Origin of the sequence: Micromonospora sp. B11E3, assembly GCF_039871625.1 — a bacterium.
In the GTDB taxonomy this organism is placed as follows: Bacteria; Actinomycetota; Actinomycetes; order Mycobacteriales; family Micromonosporaceae; genus Micromonospora.
In genome coordinates, this window is the sequence record NZ_JBDPMC010000033.1 from 52,383 (window position 1) to 68,443 (window position 16,061).

A 16,061-nucleotide genomic window follows, 5' to 3' on the forward strand; every position below is an offset into this window, starting at 1 on the left:
CGTCGCCGCGGCACCCCGCCGTCAGGGGCGCGCCCAGCGGCCGACCACGGCGGCCGCACCGCCGCCCCGGCGTACCGGCTCGGCCGCGGCGAGCAGCCGGCCGTCGTCCAGGAACTCGATACCCGTCGCGGCGCCGATCTCGGCGGTCGAGGAGAAGGCGTGCCCCGGGGGAAGGCCACCGGCGTACTCGGCGACGAACGCCGGCTCGGCCTGGGTGCTGGCGCCGTTGCGCTGCGACGCCCGCGGCGCCGCCAGCGCCTGCGGCAGGGTCATCCCCAGGTCGATCCGGTTGACCAGCAGCTGCAGGACCGTAGTGATGATCGTCGCGCCGCCGGGCGTGCCGACGGCCAGGAACGGCCGTCCGTCGGCCAGCACGATCGTGGGCGACATGGAACTGCGCGGGCGCTTGCCCGGCGCCGGCAGGTTCGGGTCGGGCGCGGCGCCCTGGGTCGGCGCGAAGTTGAAGTCGGTCAGCTCGTTGTTGAGCAGGAACCCCCGCCCGGGTACGACCATCCCGTTGCCGCCGGTCGCCTCGATGGTCAGCGTGTACTCCACCACGTTGCCCCACCGGTCGGCCACGGTCAGGTTGGTGGTGCTCCTGCGGTCGTCGCGGACGTCGGCGGCCGGCGCCGCCGAGCAGCCGCCGTAGGCGCCGTCGGGCACGCCAGGTGCGACCGGCTTGGGCAGCGCAGCCGAGGCGTCGATCAGGCAGGCGCGTTCCTTGGCGTACGCGTCACTGAGCAGTTCGTGGAGCACGGCCCGCGGGGTGTGGTCGCCGACGTACCGGTTGCGGTCGGCGAACGCCAGCGCGCTGGCCTCCAGGTAGTGGTGCATCGCCTGGGTCGCGCTCATCGAGCGCAGGTCGAACTGCTCGAGGATGTCGAGCGCCTCGCCCACCGCGGTGCCGCCGCTCGACGGGGTGGACATGCCGTACACCTCGAGGCCCCGGTAGTCCGACCTGGTCGGCTCGGGGAAGCGGGTGCGGTAGCCGGCGAGGTCGGCGGAGGTCATCCCGGCCGGGCGGACCGGGTACGGCCAGGACCCGATCGGCTGCGCCGCGACCGGCGGGTGCTGCACGGTGGCGACCAGGTCGCTACCGACCTCACCCCGGTAGAACACGTCGGTGCCCTGCCTGGCGATCAGCCGGTACGTCTCCGCCAGGTCGGGGTTGCGGAAGGTGCTGCCGACCGCGGGCGGCCGGCCACCGGGCAGGTACAGCGCGCCGGTCGAGCTGAACTGCCCGAAGGCGGCCTGGTTCGCGGCGATCTGGCCGGCGAAGGTCTCGTCGACGGTGAAGCCGTCCTCGGCGACGCGCGCGGCCGGCTCGAGCAGCTGCGCCAGCGACCGCGTGCCCCAGCGGTCCAAGGCGTCCTGCCAGGTGAGCAGCGTGCCGGGGACGCCGACCGACAGGCCGCTGATCCGGGCCTCGTCGAACCGGTACGGCTGGCCGGTGGCCGGGTCGACGAAGCTGGTCTCGCTCATCGACGCCGGAGCCGCCTCGCGGCCGTCGATGGTGTGCACCCGCCCGGTCCCGGCGTCGTAGTAGAGGAGGAAGCCGCCGCCGCCGATGCCGGCGGAGAAGGGTTCGGTGACGCCGAGCGTGGCCGCCGCGGCGACCGCGGCGTCGACGGCGTTGCCGCCGCGGCGCAGCACCGCCAGCCCGACCGCGGTGGCGGCGGCGTCCACCGTGGCGACCGCTCCCCCGTACCCGACCGCCGCCGGCTCCTTCGGCGGCTCGGCCGGCTTCGCCGCCTGTCCGGGTACGGCGGTCCCGGCCACGACCGTGGCCAGCGCGATCGTGGCGGTGATGAGGGTACGAGGTCTCACGTGGTCTCCCCGGATCGACATGGGTGGACCTACTGCCTACCGCCACGGCCGCGAGTAGGCAACCGGTCGAGCCGATGTTCCCGATCCGCCCTGGTCACCCAGGCGATCACGGCCAAGACCTGGCGGGCCACCGTCTGGGGCCGCGCGGGAACGCGGCCGGGTGACCGTGGCCCGGTGGGAGGGCACCCCTGGCCGGTCCTGCCGTGGTGGCGGCGCCCGCCGGGCCGGTCTTCCCCGGCCCGGCGGGCGCTCCCTTTCGATCAGTCCTGCCTTGCGGAGATCGAGCTCTGCGCCGTGTTCGTGGCGGCCCGGATGCCGAAATAGGCGGTCGTGATGGAGGTGATGGCGGTGAAGGCGCTGGCCAGTATCGCGACGGTCTGAGAGTCCGCGGTGTTCTCATCCAGACTGACCAAGCCGATGATCGAGGCCGCAACGATGGCCGCGTCTCCCAGGACCACCACCAGCAGCCCCGTCACCGCCCGGGTCTTCTGAACGCCGTCCCTGGTACCGACGGGCTTTCCTGGTGAACCCCCGGTTCGATCACCGGGCGGAGCCGGCGGTGGATCGCTCGGCTGACTCGGCGGCGGATCCAGCCCTTCAGCCACGGCACCTCCAGTCTTCCGCGCCCCGGGTGTTCTTGATCGATGGCTGTGCCGGCGCGCCCGCACGTACGATCCGACCGCGCCGTGTGAATCATTTTCTCCTCGCGCGCCCTGGCACCGGGGACGGACGGGTCGGTGCCACAGGATCTGCGAAACGGCGTGCCGGCGTCCGGGAACGCTCTCGGCGCTCATCTGCCGAGAGACCGGCAGCACCCCGACCAGGGCGCACGAACGGGGACAGTCGGCGGTCACGTCGCCTTCCCTCCCACGTACCGTGCCGGAAATTTGCCGAACCCGTCCCGCCGTCGGCGCCGCCGGTTGACAATGCTGCTGCGACAAGACGTACCGTGATGCGAGGTCGACGTGGCGGAGACAATTCGAGATCAACCGTCGCGTCCGCAGAACTCGCCCGAGGACGCCGACCGACAGGACATCCGACTCGCTGTGGTCATGACCGGTGGGGTCAGTCTCGCGGTGTGGATCAGCGGGGTCACACTTGAGCTCTTCCGGTTGGCCACGGCCCGCACGAGGCAGGAATCCACCTGGACGGCACTGCTGGATCTGCTCCAGGCTGACGTCCGCATCGACGTCATCGCCGGGACCTCCGCCGGCGGACTCAACGGCGCTTTCCTGGCGCTCGGCCTCGCCAGAGGCGGAGACCTGTCCGCCATGCGGGACCTGTGGCGTGAACACGGCAGTCTGGACCGGTTGCTGCGCCATCCGTTGACAGCGAACCCGAAGTCGCTGCTCAGGGGCGACGACTACTTCCTGCCCAGGGTGCGGGAGGCGCTGGAGAGCGTCGTCTCGCATGCCACGCCCCCCGGAGGCCCGACGGACGAACCACTGCCGGTCGAGCTGGTGCTCACCGGAACACTCTGGCGGGGCCGCTGCACGGCGTTCACGGACGACCTGGGCGTGGCGATCACCGAGACCGACCACGACGCCACCTTCCGGTTCGCCAACCTGCGAGCCGGCTACCCGGACGGCCGGCCGGTCAGCGGCGACCTGGCGGCCGACGCGGTGCTCGACGAGTTGGCCGCCGCGGCACGCTGCACCTCCTCGTTCCCCGGCGCGTTCGAGCCGCACCTCGTCCGCGTCAGCCCCGGCGATCCGGGCGGTGACCTGCGGTGGGATTCGGCAGCCGGCCGGGCCAACTTCCGCGAGACGCAGTACGTGGTGGATGGCGGCGTGCTCCTCAACAAGCCGATCCGCCCCGCCCTGGAGGCGGTGTACCGGCAGACCGCCGGCTTCCAGGTGCGCCGGGTTCTCGCGTACGTCGCGCCGGACCCGGGCGAGCAGGCCCACCCCTCCCCCGCGGTCGACCCGGCGGCCGTAGCGCGCGCCGACGCCGCCCAACCCGGGCCGGAGCTGCCGTCCGCCCGCGAGGTGCTGCTCGGGGTCCTGACCCGGCTGCGCGCGACGGACTCCGTCTCCCGCGAACTCACCGAGATCCGGAACCGCAACGGTGACGTGCGGGTGCGCCGCCGGGCCCGCGACCGGTTCGCCACCGCCATGGCCGGGGTGGCCGACCAACTGTCCGAACGGGCGTGGCCGGCGTACCTGGAGACCCGTGTCGAGAACGCGGCCCGCACCGTGGCCCCGCTGCTGGTGGCGGGGCAGCGCGGCCGGCCCGCCGAGCGGTGGAGCGAGCAGGAACTGCTCGCCGCGCTTCGACGGCAGAGGATGGCCTTCGTTCCGGCGGGCCCCCTCACCACGGCGCTCGAGCGCGCCGACGAGTCCTGGGACTGGGGACAGACCACGGTCCAACGCCTGGCCGACATGACGATCGACCTGCTCAAGCGGGCGGTGTGGCTGGCCCACCTCGGCTCGCCCGAGCGGGGGGCCGTCGTGCGGTGCCGCGAGAAGGTGGCCGGCACGCTGAAGGAGGTCCACGCCGGCCGGGAGGATCTCAACGGCTACTGGTCGAAGGCACCGAGCGGACCGGCGCGGTACGGCATCGGCCCGATGCCGGTACGCCGCGGCTCGACGAATCAGCCGGCGGAGAACCCGCACGAACTCGAACGGTGGCTTCAGGCCGCGTTGGCGGCGTGGGACGCCGCGGCCGTCCGCGAGGGCGGACGGCGCACCCGCCTGTACCGGCAGGCCCTCGAACTGGCCCGGAACCTCCGCGAGATCGCCCCCGTGGTGCGGACGGTGAGCGCCGCCGGAAACGACGTGGTCGATCCGGATCGCGAGTGGGCCGACCGGCTCGCCGCGCTCCACCAGTTCCTCCTGCCGGCGCCGTCCGTCGCACCCGCGAGCGGCCCCGACCCGGTGGCCACGGCGGATGCCGGCCCCGCCCTCGCCGAGGCCCTCGGCGACGAGACCGTGTTACGGAACATGCTGCGCCTGGAGGTGGCACAGCTGGCGTTCACCGGTGCCAGCCACGAGCCGGAGCAGGAGGTGGAACTGGTCAAGGTCTCGTCACTTCAGCCGGATCGGTTGACCGGTGTCCAGCTGCACCACTTCGGGGCCTTCTACCGCGGCTCATGGCGGGTCAACGACTGGCTGCACGGCCGGATGGACGGGGTCGCACAGCTCGTACGGATCCTGCTGGCCCCGGAGCGGTTACGGCAGTGCCTGCTCACGCCCGACTCGGCGCCTCCCGCGCGTCCCCGGCCGGCACGCTCCGAGGCGGTCGCCCGGCTGATGGAGGCGTTCGAGAGGTGCGCGGTGCCCGACCGGTCGCCGGACCGGGAATGGCTCGCCGCGCAGTGGGCCCAGGACCGGGCGGCGTGCGAACGCGAGGTGCTGCTGCTGGTCGCCGGTGCGGACGCACCGGCACTGGACGCCTGCACCCGCGCCATAGCCCGTCCGATCCAGACCGCCGTGTTGCGGGAGGACCTGCGCAGCCTCGCCGAGGCGGTACGCGCCGAAGGGGACGACCGCGGCGTGCCGAGCACGACGTGGCTGGCGTCCGTCGACGCCGCGTGGCGCAACGGGCGGAGCATGCCGGCGCAGGACCTGTGGCGGTGCTGGGACGAGGCCGCGAAGATCGGCCGGGAACGCGTCGAGGGCGACGTCGGCAGTGACACCTTCGCCCGAACCGTCTCGCACGCCACCACCGTCCTCGCCAATGTCGCCGGTGCTGCCGTTCCCGTCAAGCCGCTGGCCATGCTCCTCTCCGCCTTCCGCGGCTACGCCCTCACCGTCTGGGCGATGGTGTCCCTGCTCACGCGCCGCAGCGCGGTGGGCAGGCATGCCGTCGACATCGCCGTCGCAGCCGGCGGTGCGCTGCTCGCCGTCACCCTTCTGGTGCCCGGGGTCCCGGTCGCGCTGACCCTCCTCGCGGTCCTCCTGCTGCTGGCCGGGTTCTCGTCCGCCGCCCTGCTCTCGCCCCAGGCGAGACCGGTCGGCCTGCGGCTGGCCGCGGCGGCGCTCGTCGTACTGCTCGCCCTGGGCGGCGTCGTGTGGTCGGACCTGGCCCGCAACGGCTCCACCGCGCTGATCTGGAGCCTGTCGATCAAGCTCGGTGTCTCGGTGCTCGTCGTCCTGCTCGGATGGTGGGTGGCCCGCGCCCGGCCCGGACGGTCCGGTGACGACCGGCGATAGGCGCGTCCGTCCACGCCTGTCGCCGGTTTGGCCGTCGAGCCCCAGCGCCCGGGATCCGGTGGTGAAACGCCACGGCCGCGCCCGTCGCTATCGCACTCAGAGGCCCTGATGCTCGGCGTCTTCGACGTCGAGCCCGGTGTCATGCTCCAGTTCGGACATACCGATACGTTTTTGGTAACAGATGCCGGTCGCATCTGGTGCGCGTCGCTTCGGTGGAACAACCTCTGTGTGGGGCCTACCGCCCCACCGCATGTCGAGAGGAAAACCCATGCGCAAGACACTGGGCGTCGCGCTGCTGACCGGCGCCGTCGTCGCCGCCACGGCGGCCGGCGCGACAGGCGCCACCGCCGCCTCCGGCGCCGAGACCACCGGTTACATCGTCGTACTGCGCTCGGACGCCGACTCCCCGTCGGTCGCCGCCGAGCACTCGCGGGCCAACGGCGCCGCCCTCGGCCACGTCTACCAGCACGCCCTCCGCGGCTACTCGGCTCGGATGAGCGCCGCCGCCGCGGCGCGCGTCGCGCGCGACCCGCGGGTGCTGTTCGTACAGCCCGACGGGGTCGCGACGGTCGCCGCCCAGACGACTCCCACCGGCATCAACCGAGCCGACGCCGAGCTCAGCCCGACCGCGAAGATCAACGGTGTGGACGAGCGGGTCGACGTCGACGTGGCGGTGATCGACACCGGCATCGACCTCACCCACCCGGACCTGAACGTCTACCTGGCCGGAGCCAAGAACTGCTCCACGGGCGCCAGCGCCAACGACGGCAACGGGCACGGCTCCCACGTGGCCGGGACGATCGGCGCGCTCGACAACAACGCCGGCGCCGTCGGCGTGGCTCCGGGCGCCCGGGTCTGGCCCGTCCGGGTGCTGAACAACGCCGGCAGCGGCAGGTTCTCCGACATCATCTGCGGCATCGACTACGTCACCGCGCACGCCAGCGAGATCGAGGTCGCCAACATGAGCCTCGGCGGCTCCGGCTCCGACAGCGCCTGCGGCAGCAACAGGGACGCGATGCACGAGGCGATCTGCCGGTCGGTCGCCGCCGGCGTGACGTACGTCGTCGCGGCCGGCAACGAGACCGACAACGCGGCGAACCATGTGCCTGCCGCGTACGACGAGGTGATCACCGTCAGCGCGCTCGCCGACTTCAACGGCCTCCCCGGCGGCGGCGCGGCGGCCACCTGCCACAGCGACGTGGACGACACGATCGCCGACTTCTCGAACTTCGGGGCCGACGTCGACCTGATGGCGCCCGGCGTCTGCATCTACTCCGCCTGGAAGGGTGGCGGTTACAGCACCATCTCGGGCACGTCGATGGCCAGCCCGCACGTGGCCGGTGGCGCCGCCCTCTACAAGGCGACCAACCCGACCGCAACCCCGGGCGCGGTCAAGTCCGCTCTCCAGGCGGCCGGTACCACCGCCTACAGCTGGCCGGCCGGCGACCCCGACGGGGTCCAGGAGACGCTGCTCAACGTCGCCACCTTCTGACCGGTGACCGTCCCGGCCCGCGCGGGCCGGGACGGTCGCTTCGGCGCGGGCCCGGGCCCGGGCCCGTCGTTGTCGGCGCGGGCCCGGGCCGGGACGGTCGTCTCCGGCGCGGTCAGTGCGGGAAGGACCGGGGCGCGCGCCACTCGATCTCCGCGCGGAACGCCTCGATCCGCGACGCCACCTGTCGCATGCCGACGGTGTGCTCCAGCCGGTCGAGGTAGAGCGAGCGGCGGGCGAGACCGTCGAGGTCGAAGCTGAAGTAGATCGCCATCAGCGGGTTGACGAACAGGGTGCTGCCCCGGGTACGACGGGTGACGTGCACGTCCCCGTCGGCGCCGCGGGTGGCGGCCGCGATCTGCCCGTGCACGATGCTGGGCCGCAGCGGCGTGGCCGCCTGCCCGTACGCGACCGCCTCCCGGTACAGCTCCGTCTCCCGGCTGGTGCCCGGAATCGACAGCGCGCCCAGGTACGCACCGTCGCGATCGAGGGCGGCGACGTTCTCCAGCACCTGGGTGTGGTTGATCCCGTGGTACGCGTCGATGCCGAACCCGAGGCAGACCACCAGCTTCACCGGCACGTCCAGCCCGGCGACCGCGGCGAGGCTGGTCATGTCCTCCACCGGGGTGCCGAGGCCGGCCTCGTCGCCGCGCATGAGGATGTCGGTGCCGCCGTCGACCAGCACCACGGCGTCCACACCGAGCGCGTCGACCAGCTGCCGGTAGGCGTGCCGCAGCGGCTGCACGCCGACCTTCGGGAAGGCGTACACGGTGCACGGCAGGTCGCGGACGGCGAGCCAGCGGGCCAGCGCCCGTTCCGGGAAGTAGTCGTCGGGGCCGACGGTGTCCGGGGTGACGGCGGCGACGTTCTCGGCCGTCCAGGCGTCCAGGTCGAGCAGTTCGAGCCGGGTGAAGGAGAGGTTGGCCAGGTGCACGGTCCGGCCGGCGTCACGTAGCGCGACGGCCAGCGGGATCGCGGCGTACACGTCGAAGCCGCCGCCCGCGCCGGCGAGCAGCACGGTGCGGGTCTGCTCCAGCGCGGCGAACAGCGGCGGTACGGACAGCGACGGCATCGGGCCTCCTCGGGCGACGGTCGCGGGGGGTTTCCGCGGCGGAGCGCCCGCCGATCCCTCCCCCTGATCCCCGTTGCGGCAAGCAACCTACCAACGGCGGTGGCCCCGCCGGCCGATCACGGTGGCCACGTCGCTGACCCTCGCCGAGCCCGCCGTCGGCACGGGCCGCGTCCCGGTCCGACGCCGGAACGAGGCCGCTCGACCGGCAGGCGACCGGGTCCCCGCCGCCGGCCGGCAGGGAGTGTTCCGGGGCGTACGGGTCGTCGGCACCGGAGGGCGGGACGGGCGGGCCGTACTGCGGCTTGCCGTCGACGTGCTCCTGCCAGTCCGCCTGGGCGGTGCCGGCCGAGGCGGGCCGGGCGGCCACCATGGCGTTGGCGTAGTCGAGGACCGGGGCGTCGGTCCGCAGCCAGTCCGCGGTCGCCTTGCGGTTGAGGTCGATCAGCCACCGGTCGCCGGCCGCCACGTCGATGGTGAGCCGGGCCTGGGGCCGGGCGCCCGTGGCGTCGTACGGGTGAACGGCCCGATAGGCGTCGATGAACGACTGCAGGCCAGCCAGGTTCGGGGCGGTGTTCCGCTCGTAGTCGATCTCGATGCCTACGCCGAGCCGGGTGGCGACGGCGGCGGCCCGCTGACCGAGCAGGGTGGCGTTCTCGGCGAGCGCGCGAGGTGGAACCGGAGATTGACTCTGGCCTTTGCTTGATCAGTCAACTAATGTGAACAAACTTCCCGGCGGAAACGTAGCAGCTGGTCAGCAGAGGTCGAGGGGGCACGTTGCCGCACGATCATTCGTTTCACAATTCGGCCCCTGACCAGGTACGGACAACCGCAGAGATCCAGCCCCTGCCGGCGACCGCCGTCGGCGCCGGGCCGGGCCAGGCCGAGGTCCCGCCGAACCTGATCCCGGCCGACTGCGCCCGGATCACCCCGAACATGCTGCCGCTGGTCGACCTGAGTCAGCGGGAGATCGACGCGGTCGTCGCCACGGTCCCCGGCGGGGCGCCGAACGTCCAGGACATCTATCCCCTGGCCCCGATGCAGGAAGGGATCCTGTTCCACCACCTGATGGCCCGCGACGGTGACCCGTACCTGGTCACCAGCCTGATCGGCTTCGCCGACCGGGACCGGCTCGACCGCTACCGGGCCGCGCTGGAGGCCGTGATCGCCCGGCACGACATCCTGCGCACCGGGATCGTCTGGCAGGGCGTCAACGAGCCGGTCCAGGTGGTGTGGCGGCGGGTGCCCCTGCTGGTGGAGGAGGTCACGCTCGACCCGGCGGGCGGCGACCCGGGCCGGCAGCTGCGCGAACACTTCGATCGGCGGTACGGCCGCCTGCCCCTGGACCATGCCCCCCTGCTGCTGCTGGTCGCCCGCGACCCGCGCGACGGCAGGTGGCTGGCCCTGGAGCTGATCCACCACATCATCGACGACAACACCTCGCTCAAGCAGCTCAACGCCGAGATCCAGGCCCACCTGGCCGGTCAGGCCGACCGGTTGCCGCCACCGCTGCCGTTCCGCGACTTCGTCGCCCGGATCCGGAGCGGCGTCGACCGGGCGGCGCAGGAGGCGTTCTTCCGCGGGATGCTCGTCGACGTCGACGCACCGACCGCGCCCTTCGGCCTGCTCGACATCCACGGCGACGGCCGCGCCATGCGCGACGCCCGGGTACGCGTCGACGCCGGCCTGTCGCGGCGGCTGCGCGACCGGGCGCAGGCCCTCCAGGTCAGCGTGACCAGCCTCTTCCACGTCGCCTGGGCGCAGGTGCTGGCCCGGGCCAGCGGCCGCCGGGACGTGGTGTTCGGCACCGTGCTGTTCGGCCGGATGCAGGGCGGCGTCGGCAGCGACCGGATGCTCGGGCCGTTCATCAACACCCTCCCGGTGCGGGTCACCCTCGGCGGAACCGGGGCCGCGGACGCCGTGCGGCGCACCCACGAGACGCTGACCGAGCTGATCCGGCACGAGAACGCGCCGCTGGCGCTGGCCCAGTCGTGCAGCGGGGTGGCGCCGCCCGCGCCGCTGTTCACCGCCCTGCTGAACTACCGGCACGCCGCGGTGCTGGCCAAGCCCGAGACCACGGCGACGGTCGGCGCGGACGACCTGACCTACCTGGCCGCCGAGGAGCGCGGCAACTACCCCCTCGCCCTGGACGTCGACGACCTGGGCGACGACTTCGTCCTGACGGTCGCCGCCACGGCCGAGATTCCGGCCGACCGCGTCTGCGCGATGGTCGAGCGGGCGCTGGAGACCCTGGCCGAGGCGCTGGAGCGGGCACCGGGCGCGGCGGCGGACCGGCTCGACGTCCTGCCGCCCGCCGAGCGGCGCCGGCTGCTGGCGGACGGCAACGATTCGACCGTGGCGTACCCGCCGGGGCGGTGCGTGCACCACCTCGTCGAGGCCCAGGCGGCGCGGGACCCGTACGCGGTGGCGCTCGTCCTCGACGACGAAGAGCTGACGTACGGCGAGTTGGACGCGCGGGCCAACCGGCTGGCGCACCACCTGCGCGACCGCGGCGTCGGCCCCGACCGGGTGGTCGCGATCTGCGTCGAGCGCTCGCTGGACACGGTGGTGGCCCTGCTCGCGGTCCTCAAGGCCGGCGGCGCGTACCTGCCGTTGGACCCGGCCTACCCGGTCGACCGGCTCGCCCACATGCTGGCCGACAGCGCGCCCGTCGCGGCGCTGACCCACGGCCCGGCCCGCGACCGGCTGCACGCCGCGCTGGCCGGGACCGACACCCCCGTCGTCGACCTCGACCTCGACGTGGCGGCCTGGGCGGACCTGCCGGCGACCGGCCCGGTCGTCGCCGACCTGGCCCCGCACCACCTGGCGTACGTGATCTACACGTCCGGCACCTCCGGCGCCGCCAACGGGGTACTGGTGGAGCACCGACAGCTGGTGGCGGTCGCCGCCGCCTGGGAGCGCCTGTTCGACCTGCGCCCCGGCCTGACGCACCTGCAGATGGCCAGCTTCTCCTTCGACGTGTTCACCGCCGACGTGGTGCGCGCGCTGGGCTTCGGCGGGCGGCTCGTGCTCTGCCCGCGCCCGCTGCTGCTGGACAGCCCGGGCCTGTACGCGCTGCTGCGCCAGCACGACGTGGACTTCGCCGACTTCGTGCCGGCGGTGCTCAACCCGCTGATGGCGTACCTGGACGCCGTCGGCGGAACCCTCGCCGGCCTGGAGACGGTGGTCTGCGGCTCCGACGTGTGGACGGCGGCGAACGCCGTCCAGCTGCGGACGCTGTGCGGCCCGCGGGTGCGGATCGTCAACGCGTACGGCGTGACCGAGGCCGCCATCGACAGCACCTGCCACCTGCTCCCCGCCGATGCGGCCGACGTGGTGCGCCTGCCGATCGGCCGGCCGCTGCCCAACGTGCGGGTCTACCTGCTCGACGCGGCCGGCGAGCCGGTGCCGGTCGGGGTGGTCGGCGAGATCTGGATCGGCGGCGCGGGCGTGGCGCGCGGCTACCTGAACCGGCCCGAACTGACCGCACAGCGCTTCACCGCCAGCCCGTTCGTGCCGGGTGACCGGCTCTACCGGACCGGCGACCTGGGCCGCCGGCTGCCGGACGGGCAGGTCGAGTTCCTCGGCCGGGACGACTTCCAGGTGAAGATCCGCGGCTTCCGGGTGGAACTCGGCGAGATCGAGGCCCGGCTGGCCGCCTGCCCGGGCGTCCGCGAGGCCGTCGTCGTCGCCCGGCCCGACACCAGCGGCCACCAGCGGCTCATCGCCTACCACCTGGCCGCCGCCGGGCAGCCGCCGACCGCCGCCGCGCTGCGCGACCGGCTCGCCGCCGAACTGCCCGAGTACATGGTGCCCGCGGCGTACGTCCACCTCGCCGCGTGGCCGCTGACGCCCAACGGCAAGCTCGACCGGGCGGCCCTGCCGGCGCCGGACGGGGAGGCGTTCGGCCAGCGCGGCTACGCCGAACCGGTGGGCCTGTTGGAGACGATGGTCGCCGGAATCTGGGCGGAGGTGCTGGGCGTCGAGCGGGTCGGCCGCCACGACGACTTCTTCGCCCTGGGCGGCCACTCGCTGCTCGCCATGCGCCTGGTGTCGAAAATCCGGCAGGCGCTGGGCTGGGAGGTGTCGCCGGCGGCGGTCTTCGCGGCGCCGGTGCTGTCCACGTTCGTCGCTCGGCTGACGCCGGACGGCCGGGACGTGCTGCCGCCGATCCGCCCGGTCGACCGCGCCGGGGCGCTGGAGCTGTCGTTCGCGCAGCAGCGGTTGTGGTTCCTGGAACGCCTGGGCAGGGTCAGCCTGGCCTACCACCTGCCACTGACACTCCAACTGGACGGCTGGCTCGACCGCGACGCCCTCACCTCCGCCCTGGACGCCCTCGTCGCCCGCCACGAAGCCCTCCGCACCCGCTTCGTCACCAACGGCGCCGACGCCCACCAACACATCGACCCACCCGACGTCGGCCTCACCCTCCACACCGACGAGCTCACCGGCCACACCGACGCCGGCAGCCGTCTGGCCCAGATCCGGGACGAAGAAGCCACCACCCCGTTCGACCTCACCACCGGCCCCCTCATCCGCGGCCGACTCGTCACCCTCGCCCCCGACCGACACATCCTCCTACTCACGATGCACCACATCGCTGCCGACGGCTGGTCCATGGGCGTCCTCACCCGCGACCTCAGCACCCTCTACACCGCATTCCACCAGCACCAGCCCAACCCACTGCCACCACTGGCCGTCCAATACGCCGACTACGCCACCTGGCAACGCCAATGGCTCACCGACACCACCCTCACCCGCCAGAAAACCTACTGGCGCCACACCTTCACCGACGCCCCCACACTCCTGGAACTACCCACCGACCGGCCCCGACCCGCCGAACAGGACCACCACGGCGCCCTCCTGCCCGTCGACCTCGACACCGACCTCACCGCCGCCCTGCACACCCTCACCCACCACACCGGCGGCACCCTGTTCATGACTCTCCTCACCGGCTGGGCCATCGTCCTGTCCCGCCTCGCCGCACAGCACGACCTCGTCATCGGCACCCCCACCGCCAACCGACGCCGCACCGAACTCGAAGACCTCATCGGCTTCTTCGTCAACACCCTCGCCCTCCGCATCAACCTCGACGGCGACCCCACCGTCACCCAACTACTCCACCGCGTCCGCGACCTGTCACTGACCGCCCTCGAACACCAGGACCTGCCCTTCGAACAGGTCGTCGAAATCGTCAACCCCACCCGCAACCTCGCCCACGCACCCCTGTTCCAGGTCATGTTCGCCTGGCAGAACAACGAGGAAACCGACCTCGACCTGCCGGGCATCGACGTCACCACCCTGCCCACCCCCCACCCCAGCGCCATGTTCGACCTCAACCTCTCCCTCACCGAACACGACGGCCGGATCACCGGCACCCTCGAATACGCCACCGCCCTGTTCGACCCCACCACCGCCCACCAACACACCCGCTACCTCCACCACGTCCTCACCCAGATGGCGGAGCATCCCGACCGGCCCATCAGCGAACTGTCCCTGATGGACGCGCGGCAGCGGCAGCGGCTGGTGCGCCAGGGCTCCACGTCGCCGGTGGCGCAGGGCGTCCGGGCGCGCTTCGAGGAGCGGGCGGCGGCCAACCCCGAGGCGATCGCGGTGACGTTCGAGGGACGGTCGCTGCGCTACGGCGACCTGAACACCCGCGCCAACCAACTCGCACACCACCTACGCGACCTCGGCGTCGGCCCCGACTCGCTGGTCGCGATCTGCCTGCGCCGGTCGCCGGACCTGATCGTCGCGCTGCTGGCCATCCTCAAGGCCGGCGGCGCGTACCTGCCCCTCGACCCGGCCTACCCCGCCCCGCGGCTCGCGTACATGCTGGACGACAGCGCCCCGGTCCTCCTGCTCACCGGCGCCGACACCGCGACCGTCACCGAGGTCGCCGGCGCGCCGCCTGCCGTCAACCTCGCCACGGACGGCGAACGCTGGGCCGGGCAGCCCACCGACGACCCCAGCCCGGTCGCCGGGCCCGACCACCTCGCGTACGTCCTCTACACCTCCGGCTCCACGGGCCGGCCGAAGGGCGTGGCGCAGACCTGGCGTTGCCTCGACAACCTGATCGACTGGCAGCTCCGGTACGCCGCGCCCGGCAGCCCGGCGCCGGAGCGGGTGCTGCAGTTCGCCTCGATCAGCTTCGACATGTCCGCCCACGAGATCTGGAGCACCCTGTGCCGGGGCGGCACGCTGGTGCTGATCGACGAGGAACGCGCCAGGGACCTCGGCGAGCTGCGCCGCCTCATCGCCGAACAGGGCGTACGGCGCGCGTTCCTGCCGACGGCGGTGCTGCACCAGATGGCGAGCCTGACCACGGACGAACCCCCGCTCGCGTCCGGCTGCGAGATCGTCACCTCCGGCGAGGCGCTGCGGATCGACGACGGCGTCCGCGCCCTGCTCGTGGGCCTCGGCGGCGGATACCTCTACAACCACTACGGCCCGACCGAGACGCACGTGGTCAGCCAGTACGCCCTGGCCACCGCCGACGCGGCCAGCTGGCCGGCGCTGCCGCCGATCGGCCGGCCGATCGCCAACGCGCGGTTCTACGTGCTCGACGACCGGCTCGACCCGGTGCCGGACGGGGTGCTCGGCGAGCTGTGGATCGGCGGCACCTGTCTGGCTCGGGGCTACCTGCACCGGCCCGCGCTGACGGCGGAACGGTTCCGCCCCGACCCGTACGCGGGGCCGGGCGAGCGGATGTACCGCAGCGGCGACCTGGTCCGCCGCCGGGCCGACGGCGTGATCGACTTCGTCGGCCGCGCCGACGACCAGGTCAAGGTACGCGGCTTCCGGGTCGAGCCGGGCGAGATCGAGAGCGCCCTGCGGGACGTCCCCGGCGTACGCGAGGCGGCCGTCCTGTTGCGCGAGGACTCGCCCGGCGACCCGCACCTGGTCGGCTACCTGGCCGGCGACGCCACCGCCGAGACGGCCCGCGACCACCTGCGACTGCGGCTGCCCCAGCACATGGTGCCGACCCGCTGGACGGTGCTGGACCGGCTGCCGCTGACCGCCAACGGCAAGCTCGACCGCCGCGCCCTGCCGGCGCCGGGCCAGGCGGACGACGCCGCCTACGTCGCGCCGCGCGACGGGCGGGAGGCCGAGCTGGCCGCCATCTGGGCGGAGGTGCTGCGCCGCGACCGCGTCGGGGCGTACGACAACTTCTTCGCCCTCGGCGGGCACTCGCTGCTGGCCACGCGGCTCGTCCACGCCGTCAACCAGCGCATGTCGGCGCAGCTGTCGCTGCGTACCCTGTTCCGCAAGCCGGTCCTGGCCGACCTGGCGGCCGAGCTGGCGCGGCACGACGCCCCCGCCGCCGTGGCCTTCGCGCCGCTCACCCCCGACCCCGCCGCCCGCCACAAGCCGTTCCCGCTCACCGACATCTAGCTAGTCTTGATTTTTAACCTTTGCGTTTTTGCTGGTCGGCTTGGGTGCGGGCGCGGTGGATGGTTTTACCGACGTCGTGGCGGGGTGCGCGGTGTCGGTTGGGGCTGCCGGGTGGGCGTCCGGGGCC

7 protein-coding genes are annotated in these 16,061 nt (G+C 73.2%); 4 read left to right on the plus strand and 3 right to left on the minus strand.

The annotated features are described in order from the left end of the window. Positions 1-21: 21 nt before the first annotated feature. Positions 22-1,827, minus strand: a complete 1,806-nt coding sequence (gene ggt, locus ABGB16_RS18175) for a gamma-glutamyltransferase (protein WP_347669269.1) — start codon at positions 1,825-1,827, stop codon at positions 22-24. Positions 1,828-2,087: 260 nt separating this feature from the next. Then, positions 2,088-2,303, minus strand: coding sequence for a hypothetical protein (locus ABGB16_RS18180; protein WP_347669270.1), 216 nt, complete (start codon positions 2,301-2,303; stop codon positions 2,088-2,090). A 570-nt stretch (positions 2,304-2,873) separates the two neighbouring features. Here ABGB16_RS18180 and ABGB16_RS18185 point away from each other — a divergent pair. Together ABGB16_RS18185 and ABGB16_RS18190 are read left to right on the plus strand one after the other, a co-directional pair. After that, positions 2,874-5,981 (plus strand): patatin-like protein, encoded by a 3,108-nt coding sequence (locus ABGB16_RS18185; protein ID WP_347669275.1) that lies wholly within the window; start codon positions 2,874-2,876, stop codon positions 5,979-5,981. Positions 5,982-6,249: 268 nt separating this feature from the next. Beyond that, a complete protein-coding gene (locus ABGB16_RS18190) occupies positions 6,250-7,473 on the plus strand; it encodes a S8 family serine peptidase (protein WP_347669271.1) in 1,224 nt (407 codons plus the stop codon). A 112-nt stretch (positions 7,474-7,585) separates the two neighbouring features. Here the strand turns inward: ABGB16_RS18190 and ABGB16_RS18195 are convergent, their stop codons facing one another. Beyond that, a complete protein-coding gene (locus tag ABGB16_RS18195) occupies positions 7,586-8,542 on the minus strand; it encodes a DUF1152 domain-containing protein (protein ID WP_347669272.1) in 957 nt (318 codons plus the stop codon). A 514-nt stretch (positions 8,543-9,056) separates the two neighbouring features. Between ABGB16_RS18195 and ABGB16_RS18200 the strand changes: the two genes are divergently transcribed. Both ABGB16_RS18200 and ABGB16_RS18205 read left to right on the plus strand, forming a co-directional pair. Then, entirely contained in the window at positions 9,057-9,245 is a 189-nt protein-coding gene (locus ABGB16_RS18200) for a hypothetical protein (protein WP_347669273.1), read from the plus strand. Between the two features lie 71 nt (positions 9,246-9,316). Beyond that, the gene (locus ABGB16_RS18205; protein WP_347669274.1) at positions 9,317-15,934 is read left to right on the plus strand and encodes an amino acid adenylation domain-containing protein; all 6,618 of its coding nucleotides are present in this window, start codon (positions 9,317-9,319) and stop codon (positions 15,932-15,934) included. Positions 15,935-16,061 lie beyond the last annotated feature (127 nt).

What these genes read in the sequence shown, in the direction of transcription:
- ABGB16_RS18190 (WP_347669271.1), top strand. Translation starts at nt 6,250, where the DNA reads ATGCGCAAGACACTGGGCGTCGCGCTGCTGACCGGCGCCGTCGTCGCC.
- ABGB16_RS18195 (WP_347669272.1), bottom strand. Translation starts at nt 8,542, where the DNA reads ATGCCGTCGCTGTCCGTACCGCCGCTGTTCGCCGCGCTGGAGCAGACC.